We start from the raw sequence: 16,013 nt of genomic DNA on the forward strand, positions 1-16,013 counted from the left end.
GTCAAGCGCGTCCGTCGCCCTCGTCCCGGCAGCGGACGAGCGGGGCCGTCGGCATGCGGTGCGCGGTCCGCCGGAGTCAACGGCCTGTTCAGGCAGCCTGTGACGGAACCGTTGCCGTCCCGGCAGAACTCCCCCTCGGCGACCGCATAGTGTGTGTTGCCGTTCCCAGAAGGTCGCGGGACCGGCATGAACCTCCCATGAGTTCACCGCCGGTGCCGGGACCGAAGCGCCGAGTTCCTTCACAGCAGGGGGAGTCACCACCATGCGATCCATACGGCCGTCGTTCACCGCTCGGCGAGGCAGGAGCGGTCGCCGCGCCACCACCTCGCTGACGGCGGTCGCCCTCGTCGCCACGCTGGCACTGACCGCCACCGCCTGCGACAGCGACGACAACGCCGACGGCAGGCCGAACGCCACCGCGACCGCCGGCGACGGAAAGATCCACGTCCCGGAAGACCTCAAGCAGAGGCTCAAGGAGCACGGGATCGACATCGACAAGTGGAAGCACGGCGCCTGGAAGAACTGGAACAAGGACGACTGGCTGCGCGAGGCCAACGACTTCGTCAACCCGATCATCAAGGGCCTGTGGGACCCGGACCGGATGCGCGACGCCGACGACCCGGACCAGGGCGTCGACGACAACGACCTCTCCGGTGACCAGGGCGTGACGGACCCGACGCCGCAGCCGGTACAGGCGCAGGCCGCCGCGGCGCCGTACCACACCAGCGCGGCCACCTCGGGCAAGCTGCTCTTCGACGCCCCCGACGGCACCATGGTCTGCTCGGGCACGGTCGTGCAGGACCCGGCGCACCCCGGCAAGTCCAACCTCGTCTGGACGGCGGGTCACTGTGTGCACGCCGGCAAGAAGGGCGGCTGGTACCGCAACCTCGCCTTCGTGCCGTCGTACAACAACCAGGCCAAGTCGGCGGCCGAGCTGGAGAGCGCCAGCCGGTCCGAAGTGGCCCCCTACGGCGTGTGGTGGGCCGACGCGGCGAAGACCTCGCAGCAGTGGATCAGCAAGGGCGGGGAGACGGGCGGTGACGGTGCGTCGTACGACTTCGCCGTCATCCATGTGACGCCGGAGCAGGGCAGCGCCGGCAAGTCGCTGGAGGAGACGGTCGGCGGGGCGCTCCCGGTGAACTTCGACGCGCCGGCCGTGCCGAAGGTGAACAGCATCACCGCGTCCGGTTACCCGGCGGCGGCGCCGTACGACGGGCGGCTGCTGTACCAGTGCCAGGACAGGCCGGGCCGGCTCTCCATCGAGCAGGCCGACCCGACGATGTACCGGATCGGCTGCACGATGACCGGTGGCTCCTCCGGCGGCGGCTGGGTGGAGACCGGCGCGGACGGAAAGCCGGCGCTGGTGTCCAACACGTCCATCGGCCCGGTGAGGGCGGGCTGGCTCGCCGGTCCCCGGCTGGGTGAGGTGGCCAAGGGTGTGTATGACTCGGTGAGCAAGCAGTTCGCCGGGCGGTGAGCATGACGAAGGCCCGTCACCCGGGGAGGGTGGCGGGCCTACGTGCTGGCGTGGGTCAGGTCGCGGAGACCGGTGCGTAGGGCGCCAGGTCCGCCGCCAGTTCCTCGTGCACCCGGACCTTGAGCAGGGTGCCCTCCGCGGTGTGCTCCTCGGAGATCACCTCGCCCTCGGTGTGGGCGCGGGCGACGAGCTTGCCGTGGGTGTACGGCACGAGCGCCTCGATCTCGACCGAGGGGCGGGGCAGCTCGTTGTCGATCAGGGCGAGCAGTTCGTCGATGCCCTGGCCGGTGCGCGCCGAGACGGCGAGCGAGCGCTTCTCGACCCGCAGCAGGCGCTGGAGGACCAGCGGGTCGGCCGCGTCCGCCTTGTTGATCACGACGATCTCGGGCACGTCGGTGGCGCCGACCTCCCTGATCACCTCGCGCACGGCGGCCAGCTGCTCCTCCGGTACCGGGTGCGAGCCATCCACCACGTGCACGATGAGGTCGGCGTCGCCGACCTCCTCCATGGTGGAGCGGAACGCCTCGACCAGGTGGTGCGGCAGGTGCCGGACGAAGCCGACGGTGTCCGCCAGCGTGTACAGCCTGCCGCTCGGGGTCTCGGCCCGGCGGACGGTCGGGTCCAGGGTCGCGAACAGGGCGTTCTCGACCAGGACGCCGGCGCCGGTGAGGCGGTTGAGCAGGGAGGACTTGCCGGCGTTGGTGTAGCCGGCGATGGCGACGGACGGCACCTTGTTGCGCCGGCGCTCCTGGCGCTTGATCTCGCGGCCGGTCTTCATCTCCGCGATCTCCCGGCGCATCTTCGCCATCTTCTCGCGGATCCGTCGCCGGTCCGTCTCGATCTTGGTCTCACCGGGACCGCGGGTGGCGAGGCCGCCACCCTTGCCGCCGCCCATCTGACGGGACAGCGACTGGCCCCAGCCGCGGAGCCTCGGCAGCATGTACTGCATCTGCGCGAGCGCGACCTGCGCCTTGCCCTCTCGGGACTTGGCGTGCTGGGCGAAGATGTCCAGGATCAGGGCCGTACGGTCGATGACCTTGACCTTGACCACGTCCTCCAGCTGGATCAGCTGGCCGGGGCTCAGCTCACCGTCGCAGATGACGGTGTCCGCGCCCGATTCGATGACGACGTCGCGCAGCTCGGCGGCCTTGCCCGAGCCGATGTAGGTGGCCGGGTCGGGCTTGTCGCGGCGCTGGATGACGCCGTCGAGGACGAGCGCGCCGGCGGTCTCCGCGAGGGCGGCGAGCTCCGCGAGGGAGTTGTCGGCGTCCTGGACGGTGCCGGTGGTCCACACACCGACGAGTACGACCCGCTCCAGGCGGAGCTGTCGGTACTCGACCTCGGTGACGTCCTCCAGCTCGGTGGACAGACCCACCACACGGCGCAGGGCCGCGCGCTCGGAGCGGTCGAACTGCTCGCCGTCCCGCTCGCCGTCGATCTCGTGGCTCCAGGCGACGTCCTCTTCCATCAGGGCATCGGCCCGAAGACCTTCGGGATAGGCGTGCGCGAGGCGCTTGGTGTCCTGGGAAGGGGAAGAAGAGGAGGTCATTGGATCCTTACGTCGATGAGAGTGCCGTTCCGGCGCGGTAGGGCGGTCGCCTGGACCACCCGTAGAGTCCAACGTACGAGTACCCCGGGAGATTCCCGTGGCCACCTCGGGCGATTCCCGTGGTCACCCCTGGGGATTCCCGCCTGGTCCCGTGCGGGCGCCGACTCATAGATGGTCGCACGGTACGGCACGTCCCGTCACCGGGTTATCGCCGCTTGGGGGGCTCGGCGGTCTTGGCCGCCGCCACCGGCTTCCAGTCCGGGTGGCCGGGCATCGGCGGGGTCTTGTCGCCGTACAGCCAGGGCTGCAGGAAGCCGGTCAGGTCCCGGCCGGAGACGGCCGAGGCCAGCTGGACGAAGTCGGTGGTGGTGGCGGTGGTGTTCCGGTGCTCCCTGACCCAGATCCGCTCCAGCCGCTCGAAGGCCGGCCGGCCGATCTCCTGCCGCAGGGCGTAGAGCACGAGGGCGGCGCCGTCGTAGATGTTGGGCCGGAAGATGCCGATCTTCTGGCCGGCGGCGGGGGGCTTGGGCCGGGCGGGCGGCCCGCCGGCCTCGCGCCAGCGGTCGGAGGCGCCGTAGGCGGCCTTCATCCGGTCCGCCATCGGCCGGTGCGCGGTCTCCTCGGCGAACAGCTCCTCGTACCAGGTGGCGTGCCCCTCGTTCAGCCAGACGTCGGACCAGCTGCGCGGGGTGACGCTGTCCCCGAACCACTGGTGGGACAGCTCGTGCACCATGATCGATTCGAGGTACCACTTCGGGAAGGCCGGCTCGGTGAACAGGCGCTTCTCGAAGAGCGAGAGGGTCTGTGTCTCCAGTTCGAAGCCGGTGGCGGCCTGTGCCATGAGCACGCCGTAGGTCTCGAAGGGGTACCGGCCGACCTTGCCCTCCATCCAGGCGATCTGGTCGGGCGTCTTGGCCAGCCAGGGTTCGAGGGCCTTGCGGTCGGCCTCGGGCACGACGTCACGCACGGGCAGCCCGTGCGGTCCCGCGCGGTGCAGCACGGCGGAGTGACCGATGGACACCTGGGCGAGTTCGGTGGCCATGGGGTGCTGGGTGCGATAGGTCCAGGTGGTGTTGCCGCCCACCCGTTCTTTACGGACGGGCAGGCCGTTGGCGACGGCGGTGTAGCCGTTCGGCGCGGTGATCCGGAAGGTGAATCTCGCCTTGTCGGACGGGTGGTCGTTGCACGGGAACACCAGGTGGGCGACGTCGGCCTGGTTCGCCATGGCGAGGCCGTCGGAGGTGCGCACCCAGCCGCCCTGCCGGTCCTTCGCGGAGACGGGGTCGCTGGTGTGCCGCACGGTGATGCGGGTCCAGCTGCCCTCGGCCAGGGGCTGCTCCGGGGTGACGACCAGGTCCTCGCCGGCGCTGGTGAAGGCGGCGGGACGGCCGTCGACCTCGACCGACCGCACGGTGCCGTGCGCGAAGTCGAGGTTGACGCGCTCCAGGTCGGCGGTGGTCCAGGCGTCGATGGTGGTGACGGCCTGGAGCGGCTTGTCGTTGGTGCCGGGGTAGGTGAAGGAGAGGTCGTACGCGGCGACGTCGTAGCCCGGGTTGCCCAGGTTCGGGAAGATCCGGTCGCCGACGCCGAGCGGCTCGGCCGGAGCCGCGGCGGCGACGAGGCAGACGGCGACGGCGGAGGCGAGCAGGGCCGCCTTCCGGTGCCGGGTGAGCCGGAACCGCAAGAGGCGGGACCCGGGGAACCGGGAGCCGGGGATCGGGGGCGTGGGGAGCGCGGCCGGGGTGCGCGGGCGGCGGCGGGGGGTGAGCGGCATGGACCACCGCTACCAGTGCGTACGCGCTCCGCGGCGGCGACGCGCGACCGGCCCACCCGATCGGGTAGACCGGACACCGTCGTCAGGAGGCGGGTGCCTGGTGCTGCGCCCTGGTCACGTCGTACACCCCCGGCACGTCCCGCATGGCCCGCATCAGGGCGGGGAGGCGGGCCGCGTCGGGGAGCTGGAGGGTGTAGGTGTGGCGCACCCGCTGCTGGCTGGGCGGTTCGACGGTGGCGGAGACGATCTCGGCGCCCTCCAGGGCGATCGCCTCGGTGAGGTCGGCGAGCAGATGGGGGCGGCCGAACGATTCAGCGACCAGGGTGACCCGGCATTCGGCGGTATCCCCCCAGCGCACGTCGACCTCAGCGCGCCCCCTGCTCTTCATGTGCGCCACCGCGGCGCACCCCACGCGGTGCACGGTCACCACTCCCCCGCGCACCGCGAACCCGGTGATCTCGTCCGGCGGTACGGGCGTGCAGCACCCGGCGAGCCGTACGGTGGCGCCGGGCCGGTCCGCGAGGACGTCGGCCCGCCAGGGGCGCGGGGCACTGTCCGCCGGACGGGCGGGAGGGGCCGAAGGGATGCCCTCGGCGGTGCCGGGGCGGGCGGCGGAGGCGGTCCCGGGGCGGCCGGCGGGGGCCGGGGCAGGGGCCGGTGCGCCGTCGCGTGCCGCCGTGCCGTCGGGTGCGGCGCAGGACGGCTCGGCCGGCTCGGCGCCGCCCCCGGGGTGGGTCGCGAGCCAGCGCTGGATGGCGATGCGGGCGGCCGCCGTGTGGGCGTGCTCCAGCCACTCGCGGGAGGGTTCGGAGGCCGGGTCCTGGCCCATCAGGAGCTGGACCGTGTCGCCGTCGCGCAGGACGGTGCTGAGGGTGGCCAGGCGGCCGTCGACGCGGGCGCCGATGCAGGCGTGCGCGTCCTCGCCGTACTGCGCGTAGGCGGCGTCCACGCAGGTGGCGCCCTCGGGCAGGCCGAGGGCGCCGCCGTCGGGACGGAAGACGGTGATCTCGCGGTCCTGGGCGAGGTCCTCGCGCAGGGTCGACCAGAAGGTGTCGGGGTCGGGGGCGCCCTGCTGCCAGTCGAGGAGGCGGGAGAGCCAGCCGGGGCGGGTGGGGTCGGCGCGCTCGCCGTCGGCGGGGGCGTCGGCCGCGGCGGGGCCGGCGGCGCGGGGATCGCAGGCGGGGACGTCGGACCCGGGCGCGTACGGATTGCCGAGGGCCACGACGCCGGCCTCGGCGACCTTGTGCATCTGGTGGGTGCGGATGAGGACTTCGACGACCTGGCCGTCGGGGCGGGCCACGGCGGTGTGCAGGGACTGGTAGAGGTTGAACTTCGGTACGGCGATGAAGTCCTTGAACTCCGAGACCACCGGCGTCATACAGGTGTGCAGCTCGCCGAGGACGCCGTAACAGTCCGCGTCCTCGTTCACCAGGACCAGCAGGCGGCCGAAATCGGTGCCGCGCAGCTGTCCGCGTTTGCGGGACACGCGGTGGACGGAGACGAAGTGCCGGGGGCGGATGAGGACTTCGGCGGGGATGTCGGCCTCGCGCAGCACCCCGCGCATCTCGTCGGCGACCTCGGCGAGCGGGTCGGTCCGGCGGGCGGCGTTCTCCGCGATCAGCTCGCGGGTGTGCTCGTACTCCTCGGGGTGGAGGATGGCGAAGACCAGGTCCTCCAGCTCGGTCTTGAGGGCCTGTACGCCGAGGCGTTCGGCGAGCGGGATGAGGACGTCCCGGGTGACCTTGGCGATCCGGGCCTGTTTCTCCGGGCGCATCACGCCGAGGGTGCGCATGTTGTGCAGGCGGTCGGCGAGTTTGATCGACATCACGCGTACGTCGTTGCCGGTGGCGACGAGCATCTTGCGGAAGGTCTCCGGCTCGGCGGCGGCCCCGTAGTCGACCTTCTCCAGTTTCGTGACGCCGTCGACCAGGTAGCGGACCTCCTCGCCGAACTGCTCCCGCACCTGATCCAGTGTCACCTCGGTGTCCTCGACGGTGTCGTGGAGCAGGGAGGCGGTCAGGGTCGTGGTCTCGGCGCCGAGTTCGGCGAGGATGAGGGTGACGGCGAGGGGGTGGGTGATGTACGGCTCGCCGCTCTTGCGCATCTGGCCCCGGTGCGAGGACTCCGCAAGGACGTAGGCGCGGCGCAGGGGTTCGAGGTCGGCGTCGGGATGGTGGGCGCGGTGCGCCTCCACGACGTGGCTGATCGCGTCGGGCAGCTTGTCGCGGACGGCGGGGCCGAGCAGCGCGGCCCGGCCGAGCCGGCGCAGGTCGATCCGGGGACGGGACTTTCTGCGCGCCGCCGCGGGCGCAGCGGACGCGGTGAGCGCTTGTGGCGCTGCGGGCGCTACCGGGCCAGCGGTCGCAGGGTTCGTGGCCTCCGCACTCATGGGCACCTCCGGCTCGTGGACCGGCGGACGGAGCCCCATGGCGTACGCGGCTCAGGGTTTGGCGACGTTCCCCCGTCCGTGCCGGTGCTTGATGCTATCGAGCCCATCACGTGCGACAGACCGCCTCTCGCCGAGCGTGAAACGGATCACCCATTCGAGCGACGAGAACGAGGTTTAGGGTTTGCGTCAGGTGCCCCGCACTCGGCCGCGGTTTCGAACGCTCCCGGCCGCGGGGGCCGGCCGTCCAGGCGGCCGCGTTCCCCCGTCGCCGTTCGCACTCCCCCGTCGTCGTTCGCGTTCCGCCGGATCAGCCCAGGGCGTGGGCCAGCCAGTCGGCGTCGAGTTCGCCTTCGGCGACGATCACCGCGGGGCCGGTCATCTCGATCTCGCCGTCGGGCCGCTCGGTGATGATCAGACGCCCGCCGGGCAGGTCGACGGTGTACGAGGCGGGGGTGCCGGTGACGGCCGGGTCGACGCCGTCGCGCCGGGCGGCGGCCACGGCGACCGCGCACGCGCCCGTGCCGCACGAGCGGGTCTCGCCGGAGCCGCGCTCGTGCACACGCATCGCGACATGGCGGGGGCCGCGGTCGACCACGAACTCGACGTTCACGCCGTCCGGGTACGCGGCGGCCGGGCCGACCGGCGGCGCGGTGAACAGGTTGCCGGCGTCCGCCAGGTCCGCCACGAAGGCCACCGCGTGCGGGTTGCCCATGTTGACGTTGCGCGCGGGCCAGCTGTGCTCGCCGACGCTCACCGTGACCTCCCCCTCGGGCAGGCGGGCACGGCCCATGCCGACGGTGATGTCACCGTCCTTCGCGAGGTGGACGGTCTTCACGCCCCCGCGCGTGGCGATCGCGAGGTCGCCTTCGCCCACATGTCCGGCGTGCTGGAGGTAGCGCGCGAACACACGGACGCCGTTGCCGCACATCTCGGCGACCGAGCCGTCGCCGTTGCGGTAGTCCATGAACCACTCGGCCTCGGCCGCCATCCCCCGGGCCTCCGGGTGAGCGGCGGAACGCACGACGTGCAGCACGCCGTCGCCACCGATACCCGCCCGGCGGTCGCACAGGGCGGCGACGGCGGCCGGGGAGAGGTCGAGTGCGTTCTCGGGGTCCGGGACGATCACGAAGTCGTTCTCGGTGCCGTGCCCCTTGAGGAAGGCGATCGATGTGCTCATTCCTCGATCGTACGGCGTGGGTACGACATGCCGGTCCTGGCGGCCGGCGGACCGGGGCGGTGTCAGCGCAGCCGGGCCACGCGCCAGACCGCGAGGACGACGACCACGGCGACCAGCAGGACGTAGCCGAGCACGACCCGCCAGTCGGGCCGCCGACCGGAGCCGCGCGGGGGCAGGCCGGGCCAGGTGTAGCCCACCCGGCGGGCGGCCATCATGCCCCAGCCCGCCGCGCAGGAGCAGATCAGCAGGCCGAGCATGGCGATGACCGCGCCGCTGTCGCCGAAGTCGAAGGCGAGCGGGAAGGCGAACATCAGGGAGCCGACGGCGGCGAGACCCACGATGGGCGCGAGCTGCCAGACGCGCAGCCGGCGCTGCGGGCGCAGCTCGACCTCGACCTCGGGGCCGCCCTGGTACATCTCCTCGGGCGACGGCCCGTCGGCGACGACACCGCCCACGGTGTCGTCGGGTCCGTCGTCGGCCAGCCGGCCGGCGGACAGCGGGTCCTCCAGCAGCCGGCCGTCGGCCGGACTGTCATGGACCAGGCCGCCGATCAGCTCGCCCTCGGGCATTTCGCCCTCGGGCGGTCCTGTCGTGGGCAGGCCGTTCCCGGCCGTGCGGTGCGCCGGCGGGTGATCCTCGTCCGGACGGCCCGCGCACGGGTCCGGGTCGTCACCCTCGGTGCTGACCTGCTCGGCACTCTGTGCGGTGTCGCGAGGGCCGGCCTCCATCGCCACGCGCCCTCCCAACTAGGCTCCACTTGGTCGATCGAAGCTCGATGATGGCACGGCGCCGAAGGCCGCGATGACCGGCGGCGCATCCCGATGCCATGACGTGATCAGGCTGTGACCGGTCGTTCGACCAACGCCAGGGCCTGGTGCGGAAGTTCCGCCCGATCCGCGGCGGCCCCACTCAACCAGTGCACGCGGGGGTCGCGCCTGAACCATGAATCCTGGCGGCGCGCGAAGCGTTTGGTCGCACGGACCGTCTCCGCCAGCGCTTCCGCTTCGGTGCACTCCCCGGCGAGCGCCGCCAGCACCTGCTGGTAGCCGAGGGCGCGGGACGCCGTGCGCCCCTCGCGCAGGCCCCGCGCCTCCAGTGCGCGCACCTCGTCCACGAGGCCCGCCTCCCACATGCGGTCGACGCGCCGCGCGATGCGGTCGTCCAATTCCGGACGAGCTACGTCGACACCGATCTGGACGGTGTCGTAGACCGAGTCATGGCCCGGCAGATTGGCCGTGAAGGGCTGGCCGGTGATCTCGATCACCTCGAGGGCCCGGACGATACGGCGGCCGTTGCTCGGCAGGATCGCGCGGCCGGCCTCGGGGTCGGCGGCGGCCAGCCGGGCGTGCAGCGCGCCCGGGCCGCGCAGTGCCAGCTCCTCCTCGAGGCGGGCCCGGACCTCCGGGTCGGTGCCGGGGAACTCCAGGTTGTCGACCGCGCCGCGGACGTAGAGGCCGGAGCCGCCGACCAGGACCGGCCAGCGGCCCTCGGCGAGGAGCGCGTCGATCCGGGCGCGGGCCAGCTTCTGGTACTCGGCGACCGAGGCGGTGACCGTGACATCCCAGATGTCCAGCAGGTGGTGCGGGACGCCGGCGCGTTCGTCGGGCGTCAGCTTGGCGGTGCCGATGTCCATCCCTCGGTACAACTGCATGGAGTCGGCGTTGACGACCTCGCCGCCGAGTTGCTGGGCCAGGAAGACGCCGAGATCGGACTTTCCGGCCGCGGTGGGGCCGACGACGGCGATGACTCGGGGGGCGGGGGGTGCACTGCTCACCGCACCAGTCTCGCAAACCTCCCGGCGAGGTCTCGAACGAGTTACGTGACGGCGCGTACCGCGGGTCGTTGCCCGTGGCGAGGGGCCGCCTGCCGGACTGCCGGAGGCGGAGGCCCGGGCGGCGCAATCGTACGCACCGGGCGACGCGGGAATTCGCCCGCACGAGTACCGTATGGAGTGGATATGGGCGTGTTTGCACGGCTTCTCGGCAGGTCGAAGGCGACTCCGGAGGCGTCGGACGCGACGGCAGAGGCCGGCACGGAGCCGGACGGAGCCGAGGTGGCGCGGACGGAGTCGGCGGAGGCGGCGGAGGCGCAGGAAGCCGGAGCGGCGGACGCGGCGGACGCGAATGACGCGGCCGGGAACGGGCATGAGGATGTCACCGTGCGGCCCGAGGCCGGCACGGACGGCGCGTCCGAGGGTGCCGGGATCCCCCGGCAGCAGTCCGCCGAGGAGGTCGCGGCCGGCGAGACCGGTGAGGGCGCCCGCAGGTAACTGCCCCGCGAGGGAAGGTGGACCATGGGTCTGATGGACAACATGAAGGCCAGGCTCGGCCCGGCGAAGGACAAGGTGTCGGACCTCGCACGGCAGCACGGGGACAAGGTCCAGCACGGAATCGACAAGGCCGCGAAGGCCGTCGACGAGCGGACCAAGGGCAAGTACAGCGACAAGATCCACTCGGGTACCGGCAAGGCCAAGGAGGCGGTGGACCGGCTCGCGCACAAGACCGGCCCCGAGGCCGGCGACCCGACGGTCCCGACCCGCCCGGAGGACCCGCCGCCGGCCGCGCCACCGGCTTCCTGAGCCGACGGCGCGCACGGGCCGGCCCGGCCGCGGCCGGCTGACCTGCCGCAGGACGGCCGGCCGGGAGTACGACATCTCCCGGCCGGCCGTCCTTCGTGTGTCCGCGCGGGCGGAGGTGCGGTCGCGCAAGTGCGGTCGCGTAAGTGCGGTCGCGGAGGAGCGGGTCGCAAAGGAGCGGTCGCGTGAGGGGTACGGGCCGCCGGGCGCCGTCCGCTCAGGACCAGGCGGCGACCAGATATCCCACGCCGTACGGCGCGTCCTCGTACAGCAGGGTGCCGGTGAGGGCGGCGTTCTCGGCCGCGCCGGCCAGGATCTGCCACGGGGCACGGCCCGCGGCCTTCAGTTCCCGGGCCAGTGCCGGGTCGAGCGCCTTCAGGGCGGCCAGGTCCGCCGCGCCGAGGGCCCGCGCCGCCTCCGCGTCGAAGGGCGCCGCCCGGTCGTCCAGGTATCCCGGTGCCTTGAGGGTGCGGCAGGCGCTGGCGTCGCCCATCACCAGCAGCGCCACGCGCGCGGCCCGGCCGGCCAGTTCCCGCCCGGTCTCGGCGCACCGCTCCGGCTCCAGCGTCGGCGCGACGGCCAGTCCCTCGACCGGGGCGTCGGCCCAGGCGGTCCGCTCCAGCAGCCAGGCGCCGACGGCCAGCGAGACCGGAAGCTCGCGCTCGCCCGGCTCGCCGGTGCCCAGCCGTGCGTCGGCGTCCACGCCGAAGCCGCTGAAGGTGCCCCGGGCGCCCTGCGGGTACGGGCCCCGCTCGGACTGCTCGGCGGGCCCGACGACCACGAGGAGGTCGGGCCGGGCGGCGGCGAGCACCCCGAGGGCGTCCGTGCAGGCGGCACGAGCGGCGTCCAGCTCGGCGGCGGCACCCGCGGCGACCTCGGGGACGAGGAGGGGCGGGCAGGGGCAGACTGCGGCGGCGACAAGCATGATCCGCAGCGTAACGCCGTGCGACGGCCGGGTGTCAGTCCCCGATCAGCACGTCGGGTGCGTCGGGGACGTCGGAGGCGTCGATCGGCCTCAGGAGGGCGAGCGTCAGAAGGGCGGGTGACAGGAGCGCGGGCGTCAGTCGAGGGCGCAGCCGCTCGTCATCACCGGCAGCGCCTCCGGCACCCCGATCTGCGGCAGCCCCAGCATCACGCCCGCCGGCTTCGCGGCCTGCTCCGCGGTCCGCTTCTCCCAGGCGTCACCCGCGCGCGTGCGGCGCACGGCGAGGGCGGGGCCCTCGGCGAGGAGGTGGTGCGGGGCGGCGTAGGTGATCTCGACGGTCACCACGTCGCCGGGGCGGACCTCCTGCTCCGGCTTGGTGAAGTGGACCAGGCGGTTGTCGGGGGCGCGGCCGGAGAGGCGGTGGGTGGCGCCGTCCTTGCGGCCCTCGCCCTCGGCGACCATCAGGTCAAGCGTGCGGCCGACCTGCTTCTTGTTCTCCTCCCAGGAGATCTCCTCCTGGAGGGCGACCAGCCGCTCGTAGCGCGCCTGGACGACCTCCTTGGGGATCTGGCCCTCCATGGTGGCGGCCGGGGTCCCGGGGCGCTTGGAGTACTGGAAGGTGAAGGCCTGCGCGAAGCGGGCCTCGCGGACCGCGTGCAGGGTCTGCTCGAAGTCCTCCTCGGTCTCGCCGGGGAAGCCCACGATGATGTCGGTGGTGATCGCGGCGTGCGGGATGGCGGCGCGGACCTTCTCGATGATGCCCAGGTAGCGCTCCTGGCGGTAGGAGCGGCGCATGGCCTTCAGGACCGTGTCCGAGCCGGACTGCATCGGCATGTGCAGCTGCGGCATGACGTTCGGCGTCTCGGCCATGGCGGCGATGACGTCGTCCGTGAAGTCGCGGGGGTGCGGGGAGGTGAAGCGGACCCGCTCAAGGCCCTCGATGTTCCCGCAGGCGCGCAGCAGCTTGCTGAAGGCCTCGCGGTCGCCGATGTCGGAGCCGTACGCGTTGACGTTCTGGCCGAGCAGCGTGATCTCCGAGACGCCCTCGCCGACCAGGGCCTCGACCTCGGCGAGGATGTCACCGGGGCGGCGGTCCTTCTCCTTGCCGCGCAGGGCCGGGACGATGCAGAAGGTGCAGGTGTTGTTGCAGCCGACGGAGATCGACACCCAGGCCGCGTACGCGCTCTCCCGACGGGTCGGCAGCGTCGAGGGGAACGCCTCCAGCGCCTCGGCGATCTCGACCTGCGCCTCCTCCTGGACTCGGGCGCGCTCCAGCAGGACCGGCAGCTTGCCGATGTTGTGCGTGCCGAAGACGACGTCCACCCAGGGCGCCCTCTTCACGATCGTGTCGCGGTCCTTCTGGGCCAGGCAGCCGCCGACCGCGATCTGCATGCCGGGGCGGCTCGCCTTGCGCGGCGCGAGCCGGCCGAGGTTGCCGTACAGCCGGTTGTCGGCGTTCTCCCGGACCGCGCAGGTGTTGAAGACGACGACGTCCGCGTCCCCGTCCGCGTCCTCGGGGGCCCGTACATATCCGGCCTCTTCGAGCAGCCCGGCCAATCGCTCGGAATCGTGGACGTTCATCTGGCACCCGTAGGTGCGGATCTCGTAACTCTTGGGGGCGGGAACGTCCACTGCCGGGCTCCGGTCGCTGCTGCTGGTCATGGGTTCAAGGGTAGGCGGTCCGTGGCGGCCGGTGGCGCGGTGTTCGGATCGGCCGCGAGGCCGCCCGGCACGGCGGGCGGGGACGACGCGGGACACCCGCCCACCCCTTGTGACGGCAGTCACAAATGCTGTCGATCCGGCCTGCCGGGCAGGGGAGGAATCTCGCCAAAGGCAGACCGAAAGGGCGGCCTGCCATGTGCAAGAGGGCGGGCGACCTGCTTAGGTTGAGCCACACATTTCGGGGTCGCACCACCGGACTGCTTCACCGACGAGGAGGTCTCCGCGCGAGTGAGCCGCCGGAGAGGCCCCAGCCGTTCCGGCCGGTGAGACCAGCGCACGGGGGTGACACGGCAGGTGAGGAGAACGGGCGAGTACGCCGCGTTGCGGCGCCGGTGTACGGCGATTCTGCGTGATCTCAAAGTGGAGCGGTCGCTCACCCTGGACGCGGTCCGGGAGCGGGTGGAGGAACTCAGAGGCCGCCCCCTCGTGCTCAGAGAGCTGCCCGAGCAGGCGGCGGCCACCGGGGCCTGCGGGCTCTGGCTGGGCACGGACCACGCCGACTACGTGTTCTACGAGGCCCGGACGGCGCCGCTGCACCGGGAGCACATCATCCTGCACGAGATCGGTCATGTGCTCTGCGACCACCACCGCAGTCTCACGGAGGACGGCGCCGAGCCGGCCGACCGCCTGCTGCACGGTCTGCGGCCGCACCTCGTCAGGCGGCTGATGGCGCGGACCAGTTACACGACCACCGAGGAGCAGGAAGCCGAGATGATCGCCAGCCTGATCCAGAGCGCGGGGACGACCGGCCGGGTGGCCGGGCCCCTGGGGCGTCTCGGTGCGTTCCTCGGCGTCACGGCCGATGCCGGTGAGTGAGCTGGCGGACCGGGTCGGGCTCGGCAGTGTCCTCGCCCTGTGGTTCGCGCTGGTCTGGCGGGCCCGGCCGGCGCTGCGGCAGCCGCACCAGCGGGGGCTGTGGATCACCGTGCTGGCCGCGACCGTCGCCATCACGCTCTTCCAGCCCGGGATCGTCGCCGCGCTGACCTCCGCCGGTCTCGACGTCCACGCGGTGTCCCTGGCCCGCAATCTGATCGGCGTCCTCAGCGCGGGCCTCGTCCTGCTCTTCGTGGTCGACACGGGCCGCACTCCGGGGCTGCGCCGCTCCGTGGCGGTGGGGCTGACGGCGGCCCTGGCCGCGCTGCTGGTCCTGGATCTGCTGCGGGATCCGTCCCGTGCCGCGGCGGCGTCCGTGCAGGGGCCCGCGTCGGCCGCCACCGCCTACTGGCTGATCCTCATCGCCGCCCATCTCCTCGGTGACGCCGTCGCCCTCGTGGTCTGCTGGCGGTACAGCCTGCGCACGACGGAGCGGGATCTCGTGTGGTCCCTGCGGCTGTTCGGGGCGGGCAGCGTCCTCGCGTTCGTCTTCTGGTGCGGCTATCTCGGCCATCTCTACGGCCTCGACCCCGGCCTGCTCCCCTGGCTGTCCGTGATCATGGGAGTGCACGGTTTTCTGCGGGCCGGCTCCCTGCTGGTCCCCAGCGCGACCGCGCTGGCCCGGTCGGCCGCCGCGCTGCGGACCGCCTGGCGGCTGTGGCCGCTGTGGCGGGACCTGGTAACGGCGGTGCCCCAGGTGGCCCTCGCCAGGCCCCGGCGGACCCGGCTCCAGGAGGTGCTGCTGCCCCGGTGCCCGCCGGTGCTGCAGGCGCACCGGCAGACCATCGAGACGTACGACGCGCTGCTGACGCTCCAGCAGTACATGCGGCCGGACGCCTACGAGCGGGCGCACCGGCACGCCCTGCGGGCGGGGGTACCGGCGGAGCGGCTCGCCTGTGCCGCGCTGGCCGGTGCCGTAGGCCAGGCGCGGCGGGCCGTGCTCGCCGGCGTGCCGCCGTCCGAACCGCGCCCGCTGCCCGGGGTGACCCACGGCAGCGCGGAGACCCTGCTGGGGATCGCCCGGATGTGGCCCGCCATGACCGACGCGCTGCCCTGCCAGGACCAGGACCCCGCCTCCCCGGCCCGGCAGGATCCCGCGCCGGCCCGCCCGCGGCAGGGCTGAACGGACCTGATCCGACCGAGCCGAACCGACCCGGTCCGGCCGAGCTGAACCGACCTGGTCCGGCCGGCCCGAACCGGTCCGCCCTGGCGACGCCGGACCTGTCCGCCTCCGGCCGGCCCGAACCTGTCCGCCCGGCGGGGCCGAGCCGACGGCATCAGCACGGCCCGCGCTGAACCGGCCCGGCAGGGAGCCGACCTGGACCGGAGCCACCCGACCGCCCCGCCCCGTTCCGGGCCGACAGGACCCGTTCCGGCCCGGCAGGATCCCGCGCCGGCCCGCCCGCGGCAGGGCTGAACGGACCTGATCCGACCGAGCCGAACCGACCTGGTCCGGCCGAGCTGAACCGGTCCGCCCCGGCGACGCCGAACCTGTCCGCCTGCGGCCGGCGCCGATCTGTCCGCCCCGGCGGGGCCGAGTCGGCGGCATCGG

13 protein-coding genes are annotated in these 16,013 nt (G+C 73.0%); 5 read left to right on the top strand and 8 right to left on the bottom strand.

From position 1 onward, the window contains the following. The first annotated feature begins 262 nt into the window (after nucleotides 1–262). Nucleotides 263–1,477: a trypsin-like serine peptidase gene (locus ACF073_RS32555; RefSeq protein ID WP_392075031.1), complete on the top strand. Its 1,215-nt coding sequence runs from the start codon at nucleotides 263–265 to the stop codon at nucleotides 1,475–1,477. Between the two features lie 55 nt (nucleotides 1,478–1,532). Here ACF073_RS32555 and hflX read toward each other — a convergent pair whose 3' ends face one another. From hflX to miaA, 6 genes are all read right to left on the bottom strand, one after another. After that, the gene (hflX, locus tag ACF073_RS32560; protein ID WP_392075032.1) at nucleotides 1,533–3,026 is read right to left on the bottom strand and encodes a GTPase HflX; all 1,494 of its coding nucleotides are present in this window, start codon (nucleotides 3,024–3,026) and stop codon (nucleotides 1,533–1,535) included. 205 nt (nucleotides 3,027–3,231) lie between these two features. Next, nucleotides 3,232–4,800, bottom strand: a complete 1,569-nt coding sequence (locus ACF073_RS32565; protein WP_392075033.1) for a M1 family metallopeptidase — start codon at nucleotides 4,798–4,800, stop codon at nucleotides 3,232–3,234. An 82-nt stretch (nucleotides 4,801–4,882) separates the two neighbouring features. After that, nucleotides 4,883–7,189 carry a RelA/SpoT family protein gene (locus ACF073_RS32570; RefSeq protein WP_392075034.1) on the bottom strand — a complete coding sequence of 769 codons (2,307 nt, stop codon included), beginning with the start codon at nucleotides 7,187–7,189 and terminating at the stop codon, nucleotides 4,883–4,885. A gap of 307 nt (nucleotides 7,190–7,496) precedes the next feature. Further along, nucleotides 7,497–8,366: a diaminopimelate epimerase gene (gene dapF / locus ACF073_RS32575; protein WP_392075035.1), complete on the bottom strand. Its 870-nt coding sequence runs from the start codon at nucleotides 8,364–8,366 to the stop codon at nucleotides 7,497–7,499. 62 nt (nucleotides 8,367–8,428) lie between these two features. After that, entirely contained in the window at nucleotides 8,429–8,935 is a 507-nt protein-coding gene (locus ACF073_RS32580) for a hypothetical protein (RefSeq protein WP_392075094.1), read from the bottom strand. Nucleotides 8,936–9,201: 266 nt separating this feature from the next. Next, a complete protein-coding gene (gene miaA / locus ACF073_RS32585) occupies nucleotides 9,202–10,140 on the bottom strand; it encodes a tRNA (adenosine(37)-N6)-dimethylallyltransferase MiaA (RefSeq protein WP_392075036.1) in 939 nt (312 codons plus the stop codon). Between the two features lie 183 nt (nucleotides 10,141–10,323). On the opposite strand from miaA, the gene ACF073_RS32590 reads away from it, so the two are divergent. Further along, the gene (locus ACF073_RS32590; RefSeq protein ID WP_392075037.1) at nucleotides 10,324–10,635 is read left to right on the top strand and encodes a hypothetical protein; all 312 of its coding nucleotides are present in this window, start codon (nucleotides 10,324–10,326) and stop codon (nucleotides 10,633–10,635) included. A gap of 24 nt (nucleotides 10,636–10,659) precedes the next feature. Next, nucleotides 10,660–10,944 (top strand): antitoxin, encoded by a 285-nt coding sequence (locus ACF073_RS32595; protein WP_392075038.1) that lies wholly within the window; start codon nucleotides 10,660–10,662, stop codon nucleotides 10,942–10,944. 214 nt (nucleotides 10,945–11,158) lie between these two features. Here ACF073_RS32595 and ACF073_RS32600 read toward each other — a convergent pair whose 3' ends face one another. After that, on the bottom strand, nucleotides 11,159–11,866 hold the full coding sequence (locus ACF073_RS32600; protein WP_392075039.1) for a class III extradiol dioxygenase subunit B-like domain-containing protein: 708 nt from the start codon (nucleotides 11,864–11,866) through the stop codon (nucleotides 11,159–11,161). Nucleotides 11,867–12,001: 135 nt separating this feature from the next. Beyond that, complete coding sequence (gene miaB, locus ACF073_RS32605) at nucleotides 12,002–13,528, bottom strand: tRNA (N6-isopentenyl adenosine(37)-C2)-methylthiotransferase MiaB (RefSeq protein ID WP_392075040.1); 1,527 nt, start codon at nucleotides 13,526–13,528, stop codon at nucleotides 12,002–12,004. Between the two features lie 420 nt (nucleotides 13,529–13,948). Between miaB and ACF073_RS32610 the strand changes: the two genes are divergently transcribed. Together ACF073_RS32610 and ACF073_RS32615 are read left to right on the top strand one after the other, a co-directional pair. Next, complete coding sequence (locus ACF073_RS32610) at nucleotides 13,949–14,404, top strand: regulator component (protein ID WP_392075041.1); 456 nt, start codon at nucleotides 13,949–13,951, stop codon at nucleotides 14,402–14,404. After that, nucleotides 14,397–15,584: an MAB_1171c family putative transporter gene (locus ACF073_RS32615; protein WP_392075042.1), complete on the top strand. Its 1,188-nt coding sequence runs from the start codon at nucleotides 14,397–14,399 to the stop codon at nucleotides 15,582–15,584. The genes ACF073_RS32610 and ACF073_RS32615 overlap by 8 nt, the downstream gene beginning before the upstream one ends. Nucleotides 15,585–16,013: the final 429 nt, after the last annotated feature.

The organism is Streptomyces sp. NPDC015171, from assembly GCF_043079545.1.
Lineage (GTDB): Bacteria > Actinomycetota > Actinomycetes > Streptomycetales > Streptomycetaceae > Streptomyces.

Bases quoted from the DNA above. Each gene is read 5' to 3' on its own strand.
- ACF073_RS32555 (WP_392075031.1), top strand. From the start codon at position 263: ATGCGATCCATACGGCCGTCGTTCACCGCTCGGCGAGGCAGGAGCGGT.
- hflX (WP_392075032.1), bottom strand. From the start codon at position 3,026: ATGACCTCCTCTTCTTCCCCTTCCCAGGACACCAAGCGCCTCGCGCAC.
- ACF073_RS32565 (WP_392075033.1), bottom strand. From the start codon at position 4,800: ATGCCGCTCACCCCCCGCCGCCGCCCGCGCACCCCGGCCGCGCTCCCC.
- ACF073_RS32570 (WP_392075034.1), bottom strand. From the start codon at position 7,189: ATGAGTGCGGAGGCCACGAACCCTGCGACCGCTGGCCCGGTAGCGCCC.
- dapF (WP_392075035.1), bottom strand. From the start codon at position 8,366: ATGAGCACATCGATCGCCTTCCTCAAGGGGCACGGCACCGAGAACGAC.
- ACF073_RS32580 (WP_392075094.1), bottom strand. From the start codon at position 8,935: ATGCCCGAGGGCGAGCTGATCGGCGGCCTGGTCCATGACAGTCCGGCC.
- ACF073_RS32590 (WP_392075037.1), top strand. From the start codon at position 10,324: ATGGGCGTGTTTGCACGGCTTCTCGGCAGGTCGAAGGCGACTCCGGAG.
- ACF073_RS32595 (WP_392075038.1), top strand. From the start codon at position 10,660: ATGGGTCTGATGGACAACATGAAGGCCAGGCTCGGCCCGGCGAAGGAC.
- ACF073_RS32600 (WP_392075039.1), bottom strand. From the start codon at position 11,866: ATGCTTGTCGCCGCCGCAGTCTGCCCCTGCCCGCCCCTCCTCGTCCCC.
- miaB (WP_392075040.1), bottom strand. From the start codon at position 13,528: ATGACCAGCAGCAGCGACCGGAGCCCGGCAGTGGACGTTCCCGCCCCC.